This is a genomic window from Alkalihalobacterium alkalinitrilicum (assembly GCF_002019605.1).
Taxonomy (GTDB): Bacteria; Bacillota; Bacilli; order Bacillales; family Bacillaceae_F; genus Alkalihalobacterium; species Alkalihalobacterium alkalinitrilicum.
This window is the reverse complement of sequence record NZ_KV917368.1, coordinates 61278-75163: the sequence shown is the minus strand read 5'-3', so window position 1 is coordinate 75163 and position 13886 is coordinate 61278. Positions and strand designations below refer to the sequence as shown.

Here is a 13886-nt window from a genome sequence, read left to right as displayed (position 1 = left end):
GAAGGGGGACTGACAATGACGGAAAAGTCATATGAAGGAATTGAATCAATACTCAATCACTTAAAGGATTGGAAAGGGGAACAACTCTCAATTGAAAAAAATGAACGAGATGATGTAGACCGCAATACGCTTTCACTTGAGGAAGTAGAAGTTGTGCATCAAGCGGATGATACAGATGATTATGTTGACCCGTACACGATTCAATTACGCGGAAAAGGAACCGTTGTGCATTCAAATGGAAAAGCCAAACTTCCTTTAAATAGTTACGAATTACCGATCAGACAACTTTTATCCTTTGAAACGTCTAAAGAGTTTATGACGATCAAAACCGATCGTGCCACGTATTACATTAAAAAGTAAGTTAAAAAAGATTCTTTGAACAGATCCGACAAGCAAATATCTGACAGTTTTTTCATTTAGAAAAAGTAAAAAGTGAGGCTGATCAAATGATCAGCCTCACTTTCTTAATTTATTATGCTTTTGTTCTTTCACTTGCAAGTTTATTACGAAGTACCATTTGAAGAATACCACCATGACGATAGTAGTCAATTTCTACTTCACTGTCGAAACGAACCAGAACTTCAAATTCTGTTTTCTTACCTGCTTCGTCAGTTGCTGTAACTTTAACCATGTCACGAGGTTTAACTTCGTTTGTTACTGCTACTTCAATTGTTTCTTTACCAGTTAATCCAAGAGTATCAGCGCTTTCGCCTTCTTTGAATTGAAGAGGAAGTACACCCATTAACACAAGGTTAGAACGGTGAATACGCTCATAGCTTTCAGCAATAACTGTTTTAATACCTAGAAGGTTTGTACCTTTAGCTGCCCAGTCACGTGAGCTTCCCATACCGTAGTCTTTCCCAGCTAGGATTACTAAACCAGTACCATCTTCTTTATACTTCATTGCTGCATCATAGATTGGCATAACTTCATCAGTTGGCCAGTACGTAGTGAAACCACCTTCTGTACCTGGAGCTACTTGGTTACGAATACGGATGTTTGCAAACGTACCACGCATCATTACTTCATGGTGTCCACGACGTGAACCATAAGAGTTGAAGTCACGTGGCTCTACACCTTTAGAAACTAAGTATTTACCAGCTGGAGTTTCTTTTCCGAATGAACCAGCAGGAGAAATATGGTCAGTTGTTACTGTATCTCCTAATTTACCAATTACTCGCAAACCTTGTAATGGTGCAATTTCATCCGCTTCTGGTGATAAATTCTCAAAGAATGGTGGGTTTGCAATATAAGTTGACTCATCATCCCACTTATAAAGAGCATCATCAGTTGTTTCAATTTCGTTCCAACGCGGGTTACTCTTGAATACATTTTCATACTCTCTTTTGAATAGTTCAGGAGTAACTGTCTGTTCTACAACAGATTTAATTTCTTCAGCAGTTGGCCAAATATCATCAAAGTAAACATCTTTACCATCTTTATCTTGACCGATTACATCGTTCTTAAGATCGATATCAACTGTACCAGCTAAAGCATAAGCAACTACTAATGGTGGTGAAGCTAAGTAGTTAGCTTTAACTAATGGATGGATACGTCCTTCAAAGTTACGGTTACCAGAAAGTACAGATGTTATTGTTAAATCGTTGTCTGCTACCGCTTTTTCGATTTCATCAGCTAAAGGTCCAGAGTTACCGATACATGTTGTACAACCATAACCAACAATGTTGAAACCTAATTGCTCAAGGTATGGAAGTAATCCAGAGTCTTGCAGGTATCCTGTAACTACTTTAGAACCTGGTGCTAATGATGTTTTTACGTATTCTGGTACTTGTAAGCCTTTTTCAGCCGCTTTTTTAGCAACAAGCCCTGCACCAACTAATACGTAAGGATTAGATGTATTCGTACAGCTTGTAATCGCAGCAATTGCAATTGCACCTGTTTTCATTGTTGTTTCATTTCCATTTGCAAGTTTAACTGTTACTTCTTTATTGAACTCATCTTCAGTTAAACCAAGACCTTGTGTTCCAGCTGGAGCCGTTACTGCTCTTTTGAACTCAGGTTGCATTTGGGTGAACGGAATTAAGTCTTGAGGACGCTTAGGACCAGAAAGATTTGCTTCAATCTCAGAAAGGTCGATTTCCACGACACTTGTATATGTTGGATCTGGCGTCTCACCAGGCACGTAGAATAATCCGTTAGCTTTAGAATATTCTTCAACAAGCTTAATTTGCTCTTCGTCACGACCTGTTAAGCGCATGTAGTTTAATGCTTCTTTATCGATCGGGAAGAAACCACATGTAGCACCATATTCAGGAGCCATATTTGAGATCGTTGCTCGGTCTGCAAGTGGCATTTCAGCTAAGCCAGGACCGTAGAACTCAACAAATTTACCAACAACTTTCTTTTCACGTAACACTTGCGTTACTTTTAGAGCAACGTCAGTAGCTGTCGTTCCACTTGGAAGAGAACCAGTAATTTTTACCCCAATAACTTCAGGTACTGGGAAGTATGAAGGTTGTCCAAGCATTCCAGCTTCAGCTTCAATTCCACCAACACCCCATCCAAGCACACCAATACCGTTGATCATTGTTGTATGAGAGTCTGTACCAAATAATGAATCTGGGAATGTTAAAGATGAACCATCTTCTTGTTCTAAAGCGTGAACTACATTTGCTAAGTACTCAAGGTTAACTTGGTGTACGATACCTGTTGCAGGTGGTACAGCACGGTAATTATCAAATGCTTTTTGCGCCCAGCTTAAGAACTGGTAGCGCTCTCCGTTACGAGCAAACTCAAGATCCATATTAAAATTCAATGAATCAGCTGTACCTGCTTTATCAACTTGTACAGAGTGGTCAATTACAAGGTCAACTGGGATTTCAGGGTTAATCTTTTGTGGATCTCCCCCAAGGTCTGCCATTGCTTTACGAAGTGAAGCAAGGTCAACCACACATGGTACCCCAGTAAAGTCTTGAAGGATAACTCGTGAAGGTTTAAAAGGTACATCGATATCTTGTAATTCGCTAGTACCCCATTTTGCTAGATTTTCTACGTGTTCTTTTTTAATTACGAAACCATCTTCTTGGCGAAGAACTGACTCTAATAACACCTTAATTGAATAAGGAAGCTTAGAGACTGAACCGACACCTGCTTCTTCTAATGCTTGAAGGCGATAGTAATCATACTTTTTACCATTCGCTTCAAAAGATGAACGTGCGTTAAAAGTATTATTTGTCATATGTATTCCCTCCTCAAAACTATTATATAACAGATTGACAAAGTTGTCGAAATCGTGGGGTATTAAAGTAACTAAAATGGAAAAAAAATTACGAAAGCGCTTTTTTTCATTACTTGTCACTTTCCCTACTCTAGAATAGCAAAAGATTCTTAAAGAATAAATGAATTTTTGAAATTAAAATTAAGTTTTTAGAAAAACTACTGTAATGGAGGTGATTTCATTGACAAAAAGAAAGTCTAATCACATAATCCCTGGAGCAAATGCTGCTAAAGGACAAGGAAAAGACGTTGGATATAATTCCAAATTTGGTCAAGAAATGGCAAATGAGCCTTTGACTGAAGAGCAACGCCAAAATAATAAAAAGAAAAAGAAAAATCAGTAGTCTTGCCGTGTAAAAAAGAGAGCCTTCAAGGTACCGACCCCCGAAAGTTAGAGTAGAAAATCTAACTCTCGGGGGTGTTTTTATGGCCAAATATAGTGAAGCATTTAAAATAAAGCTTGTTACCGAGTATTTAAATGGAAATCTTGGATATAAGTCACTAGCGAAAAAATATAATATGCCCTCTCAAACACCAATACAAGATTGGGTAAGAGCCTATAAAATAAAAGGGATAGAGGGATTAAAGCGAAGAAAAATGAAAGGTGCCTACTCTGTTCAATTTAAAATGGATACGATACAATTTATGGTAGAGACAGGTGCTTCTTTTCAGGAAACTGCTGAACAATTTCGATTGAATAATCCTTCATTAATTCACCGTTGGATGAAAACATTTAATGAACAAGGGATAGAAGGCCTAAAACCAAGATTAAAGGGGCGATCTTATATGTCTAAAAACACCAATAAACCAATGAAAAAGAAGAGAAGAAGTTAACACGCGAAGAAGAACTGGAACGCGAGAATGAATTATTGCGACTAGAAAATGCTTACCTAAAAAAGTTGAAAGCTTTTCGAGAGAATCAGAATGCCTTCCACGAAAAGCACAAGCAAAGGTGGCATTCGAACTCAAAGAAGATGGATTCCGATTAAAAGATATTCTCCTTGTCGTGGGAATTCCAGAAGCAACCTACCACTATCATGTCGGGAACTTTGACAGAGAAGATTCGGACTCAGAATTTAAAAAAATCATTACGGAACTATTTAAAAAGTTTCATGAACGTTATGGTTATAAACGGATCACGAAAGAATTAAAGAAGTTAGGACATTCTATAAACCATAAAAAAGTGTATCGTATAATGCGTGAATTGGGGTTAAAGTGTGTGAAATTTATGAGGAAATCTCGTAAATACAATTCTTATAAGGGGAAGGTTGGAAGAATAGCGAAAAACAGATTATCCCGCCGCTTTAGCACACCTATCCCTCTACAAAAATTAGTAACCGACATTACAGAATTCAAATGTCTAGACGAAGAGAAGTTATATTTAAATCCGATTCTTGACCTTTATAACGGGGAAATTATTGCTTTTGAAATCAAGAAACGTCCCACGTTAGACCTTGTCATGGAGCCTTTAAAAGAAACAATAGAGATAATAAATAATCATGCAACTTATCGCACCACCATCCATTCCGATCAAGGCTGGCATTACCAGCACAGTCAATGGGTGAGGACATTAAAAGAAAATAAAGTATTCCAAAGCATGTCACGTAAAGCAACCTGCGCAGACAATGCTTCGATGGAGAATTTCTTTGGTATTTTAAAGCAAGAAATGTATTATGGGGAAGAATTAGTAAACTATGAAGAATTAAAAAGACGGATTGAAGAATATATCTACTGGTACAACCATGTACGATCAAAAGGAAAAGTGGCTGGTTTAAGTCCAGTAGAATACCGAACTCAACCCAGCCAATCAGCTGCATAATAAAAACTCTAACTTTTAGGGGTAACCACCTCAATCGTTGGCTCTCTTTATCATTTACTCCTCAAATTGACTTCTTAACTCTTCAAGATCTTGCTCGTATTTATGCAATTGTTCTTTTTGATGCTCAGATGCATTCGTTAAAGCTTTATTAACTTGGGTAAAAGCCTCTTCTATTTCTTTTTTCGCTTTTTTCACATGCCATCCATAATCAGCTCTAGTTGCATCAATATCAGATGTTGCTTCTTGCGCCTGTACGAATGCTTGTTCAGCTGCTTGGAACGATTGTTGTTTATCTTTATGATAAGGCATTGTATCCCTCCTCTTTTAATTTCATTATATTTTTCATTACTTCACCTTCCTTTATTCATCAACCCTTGAATAAACGGGATAAAGTTTTTAGATACTATATAATGCGTGTTCAAAAAGGAGGGATAACCTAATGGCAGAGCGTAACTCATACAAAGATATACGTAAAAATGCTCCAAAAGGAGAAAACCCTGGACAACCTGCTCCTATGAAAGGATCAAAAAAAGTTAAGCAACGGAATCACGTTGGCCAGACAGACGGCGAAGGATAATGTAATTCTTTCCATCAGTGGTGGTACCTTCTCCCCACTGATGGGTCTTTCACTCCTCGTTCATTAACCTCCTACACTACGTGATATTTGTTTTTCCTTTTTAGAAGCAAAACTTTACATTTAAAGACATACTTAACAAAGAGGGTAAAATGTACTAATGTTTCGTAATTTCTGTATATAATGAATCTATCTGTAATCGAAGAATTCGACTATTTACCTTTTGTAGTTAATGTTATAATAATGGTTGAATTGACACTGGAAGGCGGATAGTATGAAAGCAATTAATCGCTTATTCAAATTAAAACCGTATTATAAAATTCCAATACTTTATATTGTACTTGGGGTCATTTGGATATTAACTACGGACTTATTACTTACCCATATAGAACAATATAAGAACTTAGATACCATCTGGAGAACGTTTAAAGGCTGGTTTTTTATTATCATTTCTGGATTATTATTCTTTATTCTCTTTAGAAATCAGTATAAAATGCAAAAAGTTGAAGAAGAACGAGAAATGCTTTCGTCGTTCATTAATGCAATGTCAGACTTTATCTCGATAAAAGATGGAAATAATCGTTGGATTGAAATTAATGATTTTGGGTATAAACTATATGACCTAAATGAAGAAGACTATACTGGGAAAAATGATGCTGAACTAAGTAAGTTATACCCTAGCTATCGTGAGCATTTTTTAGAATGTGTAAATACAGATGAAGAAGCATGGGCGAAGAAAAAACCAATTCAATTTGAAGAAGTGCTTTTTTTAGAAGAAGGAGAGCGAATTTTTCAAGTTATCAAAGTTCCGCTTTTTAAAAAAGATGGCAGACGAAAAGCACTGTTTGTCATTGGTAGAGACATTACCGACATTAAAAGAGCTGAAGAACTCATTGCTAAAAATGAAAAGCTTTCGGTTGTCGGCCAATTAGCTGCGGGAGTCGCCCACGAAATCAAAAATCCGTTAACATCACTAAAGGGCTTTGTAAAATTAATACATGAAAATAAAGGTAACAATGATTTTTATTTAAATATTATGGACAATGAGCTGGATCGCATTAACCATATTGTAAACGAATTATTATTAATCGCTAAACCACAAAAAGAAACGTTTGAAAAAAATAATGTCGTTAATCTCTTAAGAAGTGTCATTGATTTAATGTCCTCAGAAGCGAAAATGACTGGTATAGTTATCGATATTAAGGCCGATGAAACAATCCCGCTTATCGATTGTGAGGCATATCACTTAAAACAGGTCTTTATTAATATTATTAAAAATGCGATTGAAGCTTCTAATGAAGGTAGCTTAATACAAGTGAAGATTGCACAAGAGCAAGGTAGCGTTTGTATTCAAGTCACTGATGAAGGATGTGGCATCGAGAAAGAACGTTTGCAAAAAATAGGAGAACCATTTTTTACAATGAAAGAAAAAGGGACAGGACTCGGCATGACGGTCTCTTACAAAATCATCCAAAATCATAATGGTACTCTTCATATTGACAGTGAAATCGGTCAAGGAACAACTGTTACCGTTCGCCTACCTGTTGAAAACAAACAAAGATAATAGCTCAAAAGAAAAGAGGCAGTCTCCGAATGGAGGTTGCCTCTATTTTTCGTTTAAAAAATAACTAATTGCTCCCGTAAAGGCACCTAATATAGCCCCACCAAGTACTTCCTGTGGTTGATGACCAAGCATTTCTTTTAGTTTACGATCTTCTTCTTCATGGGCTGAATGCGATTCATGCCCTGCTAACTTATCTACTTCTTCATCTAAATGATTTACTTTTATCGTTAACTCTCCTGCTTGTCTTCGGATACCTTGCGCATCATACATAACGATCATTCCAAAAACTGCAGCTAACGCAAAATCGACCGTTTTGAAACCCTTTTTCAACCCAATATAGGTCGCTAAAGCTGTTACCCCAGCGGAATGTGAACTCGGCATATTCCCACTTTCAAATACCGATCTCCAATTCCACGTTCCGTTCGCTTGTTTATTTAATGGGACTTTTAAAAGTTGAGCAATACCGATCGTTGTTAAAGCTGTCGTCATCTCTTTATTCATCACGCTTCACCTCAAGCTTATTGTTCGTTATCTATAAGTTTCTATGCTACAAAAAATAACAAAACTTATAAGCTACGGTCCATAGTACTTTTACTTCCCTATTTTATCAATAATATCTTTCATCTCATTTGGTCTTAAAAACTCCACGGGAGATGCCCCTTTACCAAACTCCAGCTTATCCCCTTCTAATAATACATAGTAACGGCCATTTTGCTTCCCGATATGAACGTTGACACCGAAGTCAGAAAGAAGTGCTTTAATGCCTATATGATCTAATTTGAAGGATAAATCTAACTCTGGAATTTGTTCGACTAAATGATAAGATGCTTCCATGACCTGTTCTGCGGACCATTGTTCTTGAAGTTCACGTTTTGGGGTTGTCGCCCATACTTCCATCGTCATAGCAAAATCTGTATCAGTCTTTGTTGTTGCTTCTACGGAATTTATCGTTTCTGTTTGATCTTCAGTTTCTGTCGTTTCTGTCTCTACTGTTTCTTCTCCTTCCGCACCTTCATCTTCCTCAGGCTGTGTAATTTTTATGTTAGGCATAATTCCTGTATCTTCATAATACTGCTTCGCCATCGTAATCACTTGATCTTTAACGATTTCAGGCATGGAACGTTCATATTCTACAAACTTAAGGAAATCTTCAAAGTAACGGGAGTGAGACGATTGATGGATTTTTAGTTCCCACTCTTCGACCATTCCTTCTTCTGGCATGTAGGGGTATTGAATAGACTTCATATTTTTCGTAGTAATCGCCATTTCGACTTGTTGGATTAAGCTTTTTTCATCTGTAATGGTCGCAACTTTCGGTTCAAAATCACATTTCAAAACAAAAACAAACGGTTCATCAAAATATTTATTTAATTTTGCTCTCGCCACAATTAAGGCTCCACCTCGAATCGAACTTGTATCCATATACGACCGAACAAGTTGTTCGCAACTATGTTGAAACTCCTCAGCAGTTGTTGCAGTTCGTATTTTATGGAATTGATTGAAGTTTGGATTCGATGCTAAACCAAACCCTTCCTCAACATGAAACCTTCCAATTTTAGTCGGGACTTGTTCTGACTTTGGATGCCTTTCAACTTTACGTTTTGAAATTTTCATAAGCTCACCATCAAGAAAATCATTTAGCGGATGATTCAGATACGATCCTTCATCTAACGTTTGATAATGCTTATAATTTTTCATGCCTTGTTCTCCTTGTCCCTCACTATCAATGACAAAGAAAGATAAAAACTGAATATCAAAATCCATTTTGCTCACCTAATTTATGTAATATTGATAACTTGTTTTAGTATAGGGATTGGTTGTATTAACGTCAACAATTATGACAATAACAAAACAGGCTACTTTGTGTAGCCTGATGATAATAAAGGTTTTTCTCTAATATAAAGTTTTATATTTTTAATATTCGTTATCGTTATTATTCACCTTATAATGTTCTACGTAATATTTTGTCTTTCTTCTTGCTAATCAACAATAACATCTAACTGTTTAAATTTACATAATATTGATTAAAATAACACTAATCGACAGTTAAGCGTTTATTGTGAATTCGTCTCCAACGTTTATGCTGACGATGATGCCGTGTTATCGTCTTCCCTCATGTTATTTGTCTCCCATTTGTCGATAACACGGTATTACCACTTTTTTAAAAATATAGATAATAGAACTACATGTTAATGCTGAGTGTGTTAATTTTTTAATCTTGAAGTATAAATGTGTGTTGCTACCCTTTCAAACGTAATCCTAACGTTGACACAAAATAAGAAGAAGTAGGACAAATCCTACTTCTTCTTCAATCCATTTATTTAATTATTGGAGGTGTGATGAGGAGATTATTTTGTGAAACCACCATTTAGTTGTTGTTCAGCCATTTGTACCAGGCGTTTAGTAATTTCTCCACCTACTGAACCGTTTGAACGAGATGTTCCATCAGCATTTAATTGCACACCAAACTCTTGTGCGATTTCATACTTCATTTGGTCTAGGGCTTGCTCAACTCCAGGTACTACCAATCTGTTTGAACTACTATTGTTTGCCATGTTTTATGACCTCCTTTGTATGATGTACTTTTAAATTGTGTAATGAACACCTTCTTTATGTAACCAATTGTTGGGTAACGGATTGACTTCGCTCATCGTTGTACTATTCATCCTACTCGTAATAGTAGGAACAGCATATGTAAAATAACCTGTAAATATTTGGGGTAAGGTTATCCTTGTCCCTTTATAGAAATTTATTATACATAAACGTACACACTTAATAATTAATAGTGCCAACAAAAAAAAGCGCAATGTGCGCTTTTTTTGCTCCGTTTTTATAGAAAATCGGTAAATTTAATAATAAACATTGCAATGATCGCAAGCATGAGTAGTGTACTAAACATCTTTACTTTATAAACATGATCCTCATATGGTTGTTTATTTTCAATGGCTTCTATTGACTCACGGACAAACTTTGCTGTCAAACCTAAATAAGCCCCAATAACGACCCACACTATGACCACAACGACCGTCCATAACGAAAGATCAAATCGCATCAAGACCCCTGTGACAAATAAAACGATGATAGCACCATGTGCGATCGTGATGATCTTTTTGTAGATTTTCAAAATTAATGGTATCCGCCCTGAACCTTCTGTTACATTTACATGGATTAAAACAGGTAATGGAATTAAAACAAAAAAGATCACTGAAATAAATAAATGAAGAGCATAAATTATAATTTCTAATAACATCAATTAACCACCTCAATGATCTATTTTATAGAATTTCAGTGAACGAGTAAAATATATTTTATGTTCGTCCACTATTATGTTAATATTTAATGGGTTAAATGAAAGTATAGAGGTGTTTGTAATGTCTACATGGTTTATGTGGTTTATCGTTTTTTGGACCATTTTCCTCGTAACAGTTATGTTTATTGGCGGCTATTTTATGTTTCGAAAGTTTTTAAAAAAGCTCCCAAAAGAAGATGGGATGTCCATTTTAGATTGGCAAGATCATTATATTAATGAAACAAGACATTTATGGACCGATGATATGAAGCAACTCCTTGAAGAGCTTGTTTCTCCAGTCCCTGAACTTTTCCGTGATGTTGCCCGTCAAAAAATTGCTGGAAAAATAGGTGAATTAGCAAGCGAAGAACAAGCAGAAAAAATAACGGAAGAGCTCGTTGTTAGAGGATATATTTTGGCAACACCAAAAAGAGACCATAAGTTTTTATTAAAAAAACTACACGAAAAACAAATTGATGTTGCCCCATATCAAACATTATTTAAATAAAAAGGTTGGAATTCTTTCCAACCTTTTTTATATTATGTCTCAGCTGGCACCATTTCTTTTTGCCCGGTATTTTTCAATTGTTGCTCCACTTTTTTAAAGGATAAGTACATTGATATTCGCCATGGAAGAATCATTCCATATGCTAACAAAAAGAACATTCCACTTAGTTCTTCAAAGTTAATAGCATCACCTATTATAATTTTAAACGCGATTCGAGCAATGAGCAGGCCAACAAGAATGAAACCAAACGCTTTCGAACGCTTTAAATAAATTTCTTGATTTTTGATTTCAAATTTTGATGTCTTTATAAGTAATACGGAGAAGAGCATCCCCACCGAAAGAGCCTCAATAACTTGTAATGGTGCTGGTCGTGTTGGTTCATATAAAAACATGAGAAAACCTGTAGACATAAACAAAGGAGGTAAAACGATCTTCTTTATCGATGCAGGTTTTTTCGTTGCTTTTAAGCGAATAATGATAGCTAGTGTCGCCATCATTGCTGCACCAATGGTTAGTACGACCGATGTTGTCATTTTTTAGCCCCCTTTCTTAAAACGATAAATTTTATTATAGCACAATCAAATCTATATTACTTGATTTGAAATGGCGCAAGCAAGGCTTTCGTCAAAATAAATCCGATGATTAATAAGATCGTGATTTTACCTGTTCCCTTATCTTTCGTCCATTGTATTGAAAAAAATAAAAAAATACTGAAGAGCACCGTTTCATATAGATTAACAGGATGAACATAATGATCATCTATATTCCAACCGAAGGATAGGGGATTAAATTGCCCCATTTCCTTTAACAACAACGCATGAATGATAAGCCCACTAAAAATAGTGATACTTATTCGATCGACAAGTTGAGTGGACCAACCTTTTCTAAACCATTGAAAAAGGAAAAAAACTAAGCTTATGGTACTTGCCCCAACTATAGCTCCTGGTCCACCAGCATAATAAATTAAATTTCTAAAATCTAGCAAAAGTGAAGGGGTGAATACAAATGGCCAAAGTTTATACACAATAAGAAAAATTACATACATCGTACTCACTTGATTTAATATACTTTCCCGTTCATTTTCCTCATTGTTTTGTAATAATAAACGAAGGACCGCATAAAAGGTTATCGCTGTAATGACGTATGTAATCATCGTGACAGTTAATTGCAAGGGCCCGAGTTGAATGGTTGCTAATGGATCAAACATCAATTACCCCTTCCTTCCTCAAGCACCCTATTCATTACACTTATGATTTCTCGCTCCGTCATTCCACCGACCCGTCGATAAACAATAACACCTTCACCATCTAATAGAACTGTCGTTGGAAAAGCAGTTACCTGGTATTGCCGCGCAACTTGACCATGTTCGTCTATTAGGTTTTCGTAAGGTACATCATAAGTCGAGATAAATTCAAGTGCCGCATCGTGCCGATCTTGATGAGCCATATTAATACCAACAAAATGAATATGATCTGAAAACTGCTCATATGCAGAAATGAGATGAGGCATTTCAACCCGGCAAGGGGGACACCATGAAGCCCAAAAATTGAGGAGGACAGGTGCTCCTCTATATTTTTCTAATTCGCTCACTTGTCCATTGAAATCATTAAGTAAAAAAGTCGGTGCCGTATATCCTACTTGTGGTAAGGTAAATGGACTATCTTTTAGCACTACGGATTGTTGATAGTTGCCAAACCAAATAAAAAATCCGATTGTCATAACCACTATTACTAAAGATAATTTTTTCAATATTTTTTTCCTTTCTACTTTACTCTTCCATTGTCAATCAATGTTTTCCAGTTCGAATCCTCTTCTCTTAACAACAATGAAGCATTTACAGTAGATACAATAAGTTGTCCATTATCATTCACAACAAGATAATTAACTGGCCCTTGCTCACTTGGGTAAGAAATAACCTCACTTTCATCTCCCCTCCAAAGAGAAAGTTGGTCATTTGTTTCATCATAGTAATACACTTCATTATTTCCGACAACAGTAAGTCCTGTCACATTACCAGGCGTAATTTCAGTCCAATTTACTCCACTATCCTCAGATTGAAGTAATCCTTTTGCCGTCGCAGCAAATACAATGCTATCACTTTCAGGAGAAAATGCTAAATTGTAGACTCCATGATGATCGAGCGGTAAACCGACTGTTACTACTTTCTCCCAATTGAACCCTTGGTCGTTACTTCTAAGGAGCATAGACTCAAAATTATTCTCATAATCTAAAGCAAAACCTAAAATGTGCTGACCGTCTTGATAGCTAGCGGTAAGTCCATGAAAGTCTACCTCTTCAAGCAAACTTCTGATCTCCCATGATTCACCAAAATCTTCACTCCACATAAAACCTAGCGGGTCTGGAAGGTCACTATCAAAACCTGGATGACCACTTGACATTAGCTTTGTACTATCTGCAACACGACTGAATCCCATAAAATCATCGCGCATCTCCCCTAAAACGTAGGCTTCTTCTGACCCTGCATATTCCACTACACCATGATGAGTAGCAATTAAATAACTATCAGGAGATTGTGGGTTTACTTCAAGCCCGTGGATATGACTTATTTCTTGCGTTTCTTCTTTTGCTACAACAACTTCTGGAATATTTGCGTCTTCCTCTTTAGTTTCTTCTATGTTTTCTACAAGTTCATTTTCCTGATCAACTAGTTCTCCATCTTCAGGAACTGCTTCCGTTTCGCCACATGCAGATAGTAATAATGCTCCTGAAATGATGATTGAGAAAAGAAATCGTTTTTTATATTTTTTCATTAGAGCCACTCCATTCCATTTTTCTTTAGAATATCAACTAAGTTCGTCAGTAAGTCATGATTTATCGAAAGCCATGTCGAAAATCGCTAATTTCTTAAGCGTTAATCCTAAACAAGTATACTTG

Annotated in this window: 18 protein-coding genes; 8 read left to right on the top strand and 10 right to left on the bottom strand. The window is 36.3% G+C overall.

What is annotated here, in order from left to right; genetic code table 11:
- Positions 1-15: 15 nt before the first annotated feature.
- The gene (ymzB, locus tag BK574_RS00365) at positions 16-360 is read left to right on the top strand and encodes a protein YmzB (protein WP_078427018.1); all 345 of its coding nucleotides are present in this window, start codon (positions 16-18) and stop codon (positions 358-360) included.
- A 112-nt stretch (positions 361-472) separates the two neighbouring features.
- On the opposite strand, the gene acnA is transcribed toward ymzB, so the two are convergent.
- Entirely contained in the window at positions 473-3199 is a 2727-nt protein-coding gene (gene acnA, locus BK574_RS00360; RefSeq protein WP_078427017.1) for an aconitate hydratase AcnA, read from the bottom strand.
- 220 nt (positions 3200-3419) lie between these two features.
- On the opposite strand from acnA, the gene sspO reads away from it, so the two are divergent.
- The 3 genes from sspO to BK574_RS00345 all read left to right on the top strand — a co-directional run bounded on the left by sspO (position 3420) and on the right by BK574_RS00345 (position 5056).
- Positions 3420-3581, top strand: coding sequence for a small acid-soluble spore protein O (sspO, locus tag BK574_RS00355; RefSeq protein ID WP_075386108.1), 162 nt, complete (start codon positions 3420-3422; stop codon positions 3579-3581).
- An 82-nt stretch (positions 3582-3663) separates the two neighbouring features.
- The gene (locus tag BK574_RS00350; RefSeq protein WP_142247844.1) at positions 3664-4071 is read left to right on the top strand and encodes a helix-turn-helix domain-containing protein; all 408 of its coding nucleotides are present in this window, start codon (positions 3664-3666) and stop codon (positions 4069-4071) included.
- Positions 4072-4189: 118 nt separating this feature from the next.
- Positions 4190-5056, top strand: a complete 867-nt coding sequence (locus BK574_RS00345; RefSeq protein ID WP_078427016.1) for an IS3 family transposase — start codon at positions 4190-4192, stop codon at positions 5054-5056.
- 54 nt (positions 5057-5110) lie between these two features.
- On the opposite strand, the gene BK574_RS00340 is transcribed toward BK574_RS00345, so the two are convergent.
- Positions 5111-5365, bottom strand: coding sequence for a DUF2524 family protein (locus BK574_RS00340; protein ID WP_075386107.1), 255 nt, complete (start codon positions 5363-5365; stop codon positions 5111-5113).
- A 130-nt stretch (positions 5366-5495) separates the two neighbouring features.
- On the opposite strand from BK574_RS00340, the gene BK574_RS00335 reads away from it, so the two are divergent.
- On the top strand, positions 5496-5633 hold the full coding sequence (locus tag BK574_RS00335; RefSeq protein ID WP_075386106.1) for a small acid-soluble spore protein P: 138 nt from the start codon (positions 5496-5498) through the stop codon (positions 5631-5633).
- 271 nt (positions 5634-5904) lie between these two features.
- Positions 5905-7194, top strand: coding sequence for an ATP-binding protein (locus tag BK574_RS00330; RefSeq protein ID WP_078427015.1), 1290 nt, complete (start codon positions 5905-5907; stop codon positions 7192-7194).
- A gap of 42 nt (positions 7195-7236) precedes the next feature.
- Here the strand turns inward: BK574_RS00330 and BK574_RS00325 are convergent, their stop codons facing one another.
- The 3 genes from BK574_RS00325 to BK574_RS00315 form a co-directional block, all read right to left on the bottom strand.
- Positions 7237-7695, bottom strand: a complete 459-nt coding sequence (locus BK574_RS00325) for a divergent PAP2 family protein (RefSeq protein ID WP_075386104.1) — start codon at positions 7693-7695, stop codon at positions 7237-7239.
- Between the two features lie 90 nt (positions 7696-7785).
- A complete protein-coding gene (locus tag BK574_RS00320) occupies positions 7786-8958 on the bottom strand; it encodes a DUF3900 domain-containing protein (RefSeq protein ID WP_078427014.1) in 1173 nt (390 codons plus the stop codon).
- Between the two features lie 584 nt (positions 8959-9542).
- Positions 9543-9749 carry an alpha/beta-type small acid-soluble spore protein gene (locus BK574_RS00315; RefSeq protein ID WP_075386098.1) on the bottom strand — a complete coding sequence of 69 codons (207 nt, stop codon included), beginning with the start codon at positions 9747-9749 and terminating at the stop codon, positions 9543-9545.
- Positions 9750-9816: 67 nt separating this feature from the next.
- On the opposite strand from BK574_RS00315, the gene BK574_RS00310 reads away from it, so the two are divergent.
- Positions 9817-9897 carry a YjcZ family sporulation protein gene (locus BK574_RS00310; RefSeq protein WP_075386097.1) on the top strand — a complete coding sequence of 27 codons (81 nt, stop codon included), beginning with the start codon at positions 9817-9819 and terminating at the stop codon, positions 9895-9897.
- A 127-nt stretch (positions 9898-10024) separates the two neighbouring features.
- On the opposite strand, the gene BK574_RS00305 is transcribed toward BK574_RS00310, so the two are convergent.
- The gene (locus BK574_RS00305; RefSeq protein WP_078427013.1) at positions 10025-10444 is read right to left on the bottom strand and encodes a hypothetical protein; all 420 of its coding nucleotides are present in this window, start codon (positions 10442-10444) and stop codon (positions 10025-10027) included.
- A gap of 121 nt (positions 10445-10565) precedes the next feature.
- Between BK574_RS00305 and BK574_RS00300 the strand changes: the two genes are divergently transcribed.
- A complete protein-coding gene (locus BK574_RS00300) occupies positions 10566-10991 on the top strand; it encodes a DUF2621 domain-containing protein (protein ID WP_078427012.1) in 426 nt (141 codons plus the stop codon).
- 32 nt (positions 10992-11023) lie between these two features.
- On the opposite strand, the gene BK574_RS00295 is transcribed toward BK574_RS00300, so the two are convergent.
- The 4 genes from BK574_RS00295 to BK574_RS00280 are packed head-to-tail and all read right to left on the bottom strand — an operon-like array spanning position 11024 to position 13762.
- Complete coding sequence (locus tag BK574_RS00295) at positions 11024-11524, bottom strand: CcdC family protein (RefSeq protein WP_075386094.1); 501 nt, start codon at positions 11522-11524, stop codon at positions 11024-11026.
- Between the two features lie 56 nt (positions 11525-11580).
- Complete coding sequence (locus tag BK574_RS00290; protein ID WP_078427011.1) at positions 11581-12198, bottom strand: hypothetical protein; 618 nt, start codon at positions 12196-12198, stop codon at positions 11581-11583.
- Positions 12198-12740, bottom strand: coding sequence for a TlpA family protein disulfide reductase (locus BK574_RS00285; RefSeq protein WP_078427010.1), 543 nt, complete (start codon positions 12738-12740; stop codon positions 12198-12200). Before BK574_RS00285 ends, BK574_RS00290 begins: the two co-directional genes overlap by 1 nt.
- Positions 12741-12754: 14 nt before the next feature.
- Positions 12755-13762: a F510_1955 family glycosylhydrolase gene (locus tag BK574_RS00280; RefSeq protein ID WP_078427009.1), complete on the bottom strand. Its 1008-nt coding sequence runs from the start codon at positions 13760-13762 to the stop codon at positions 12755-12757.
- Positions 13763-13886 lie beyond the last annotated feature (124 nt).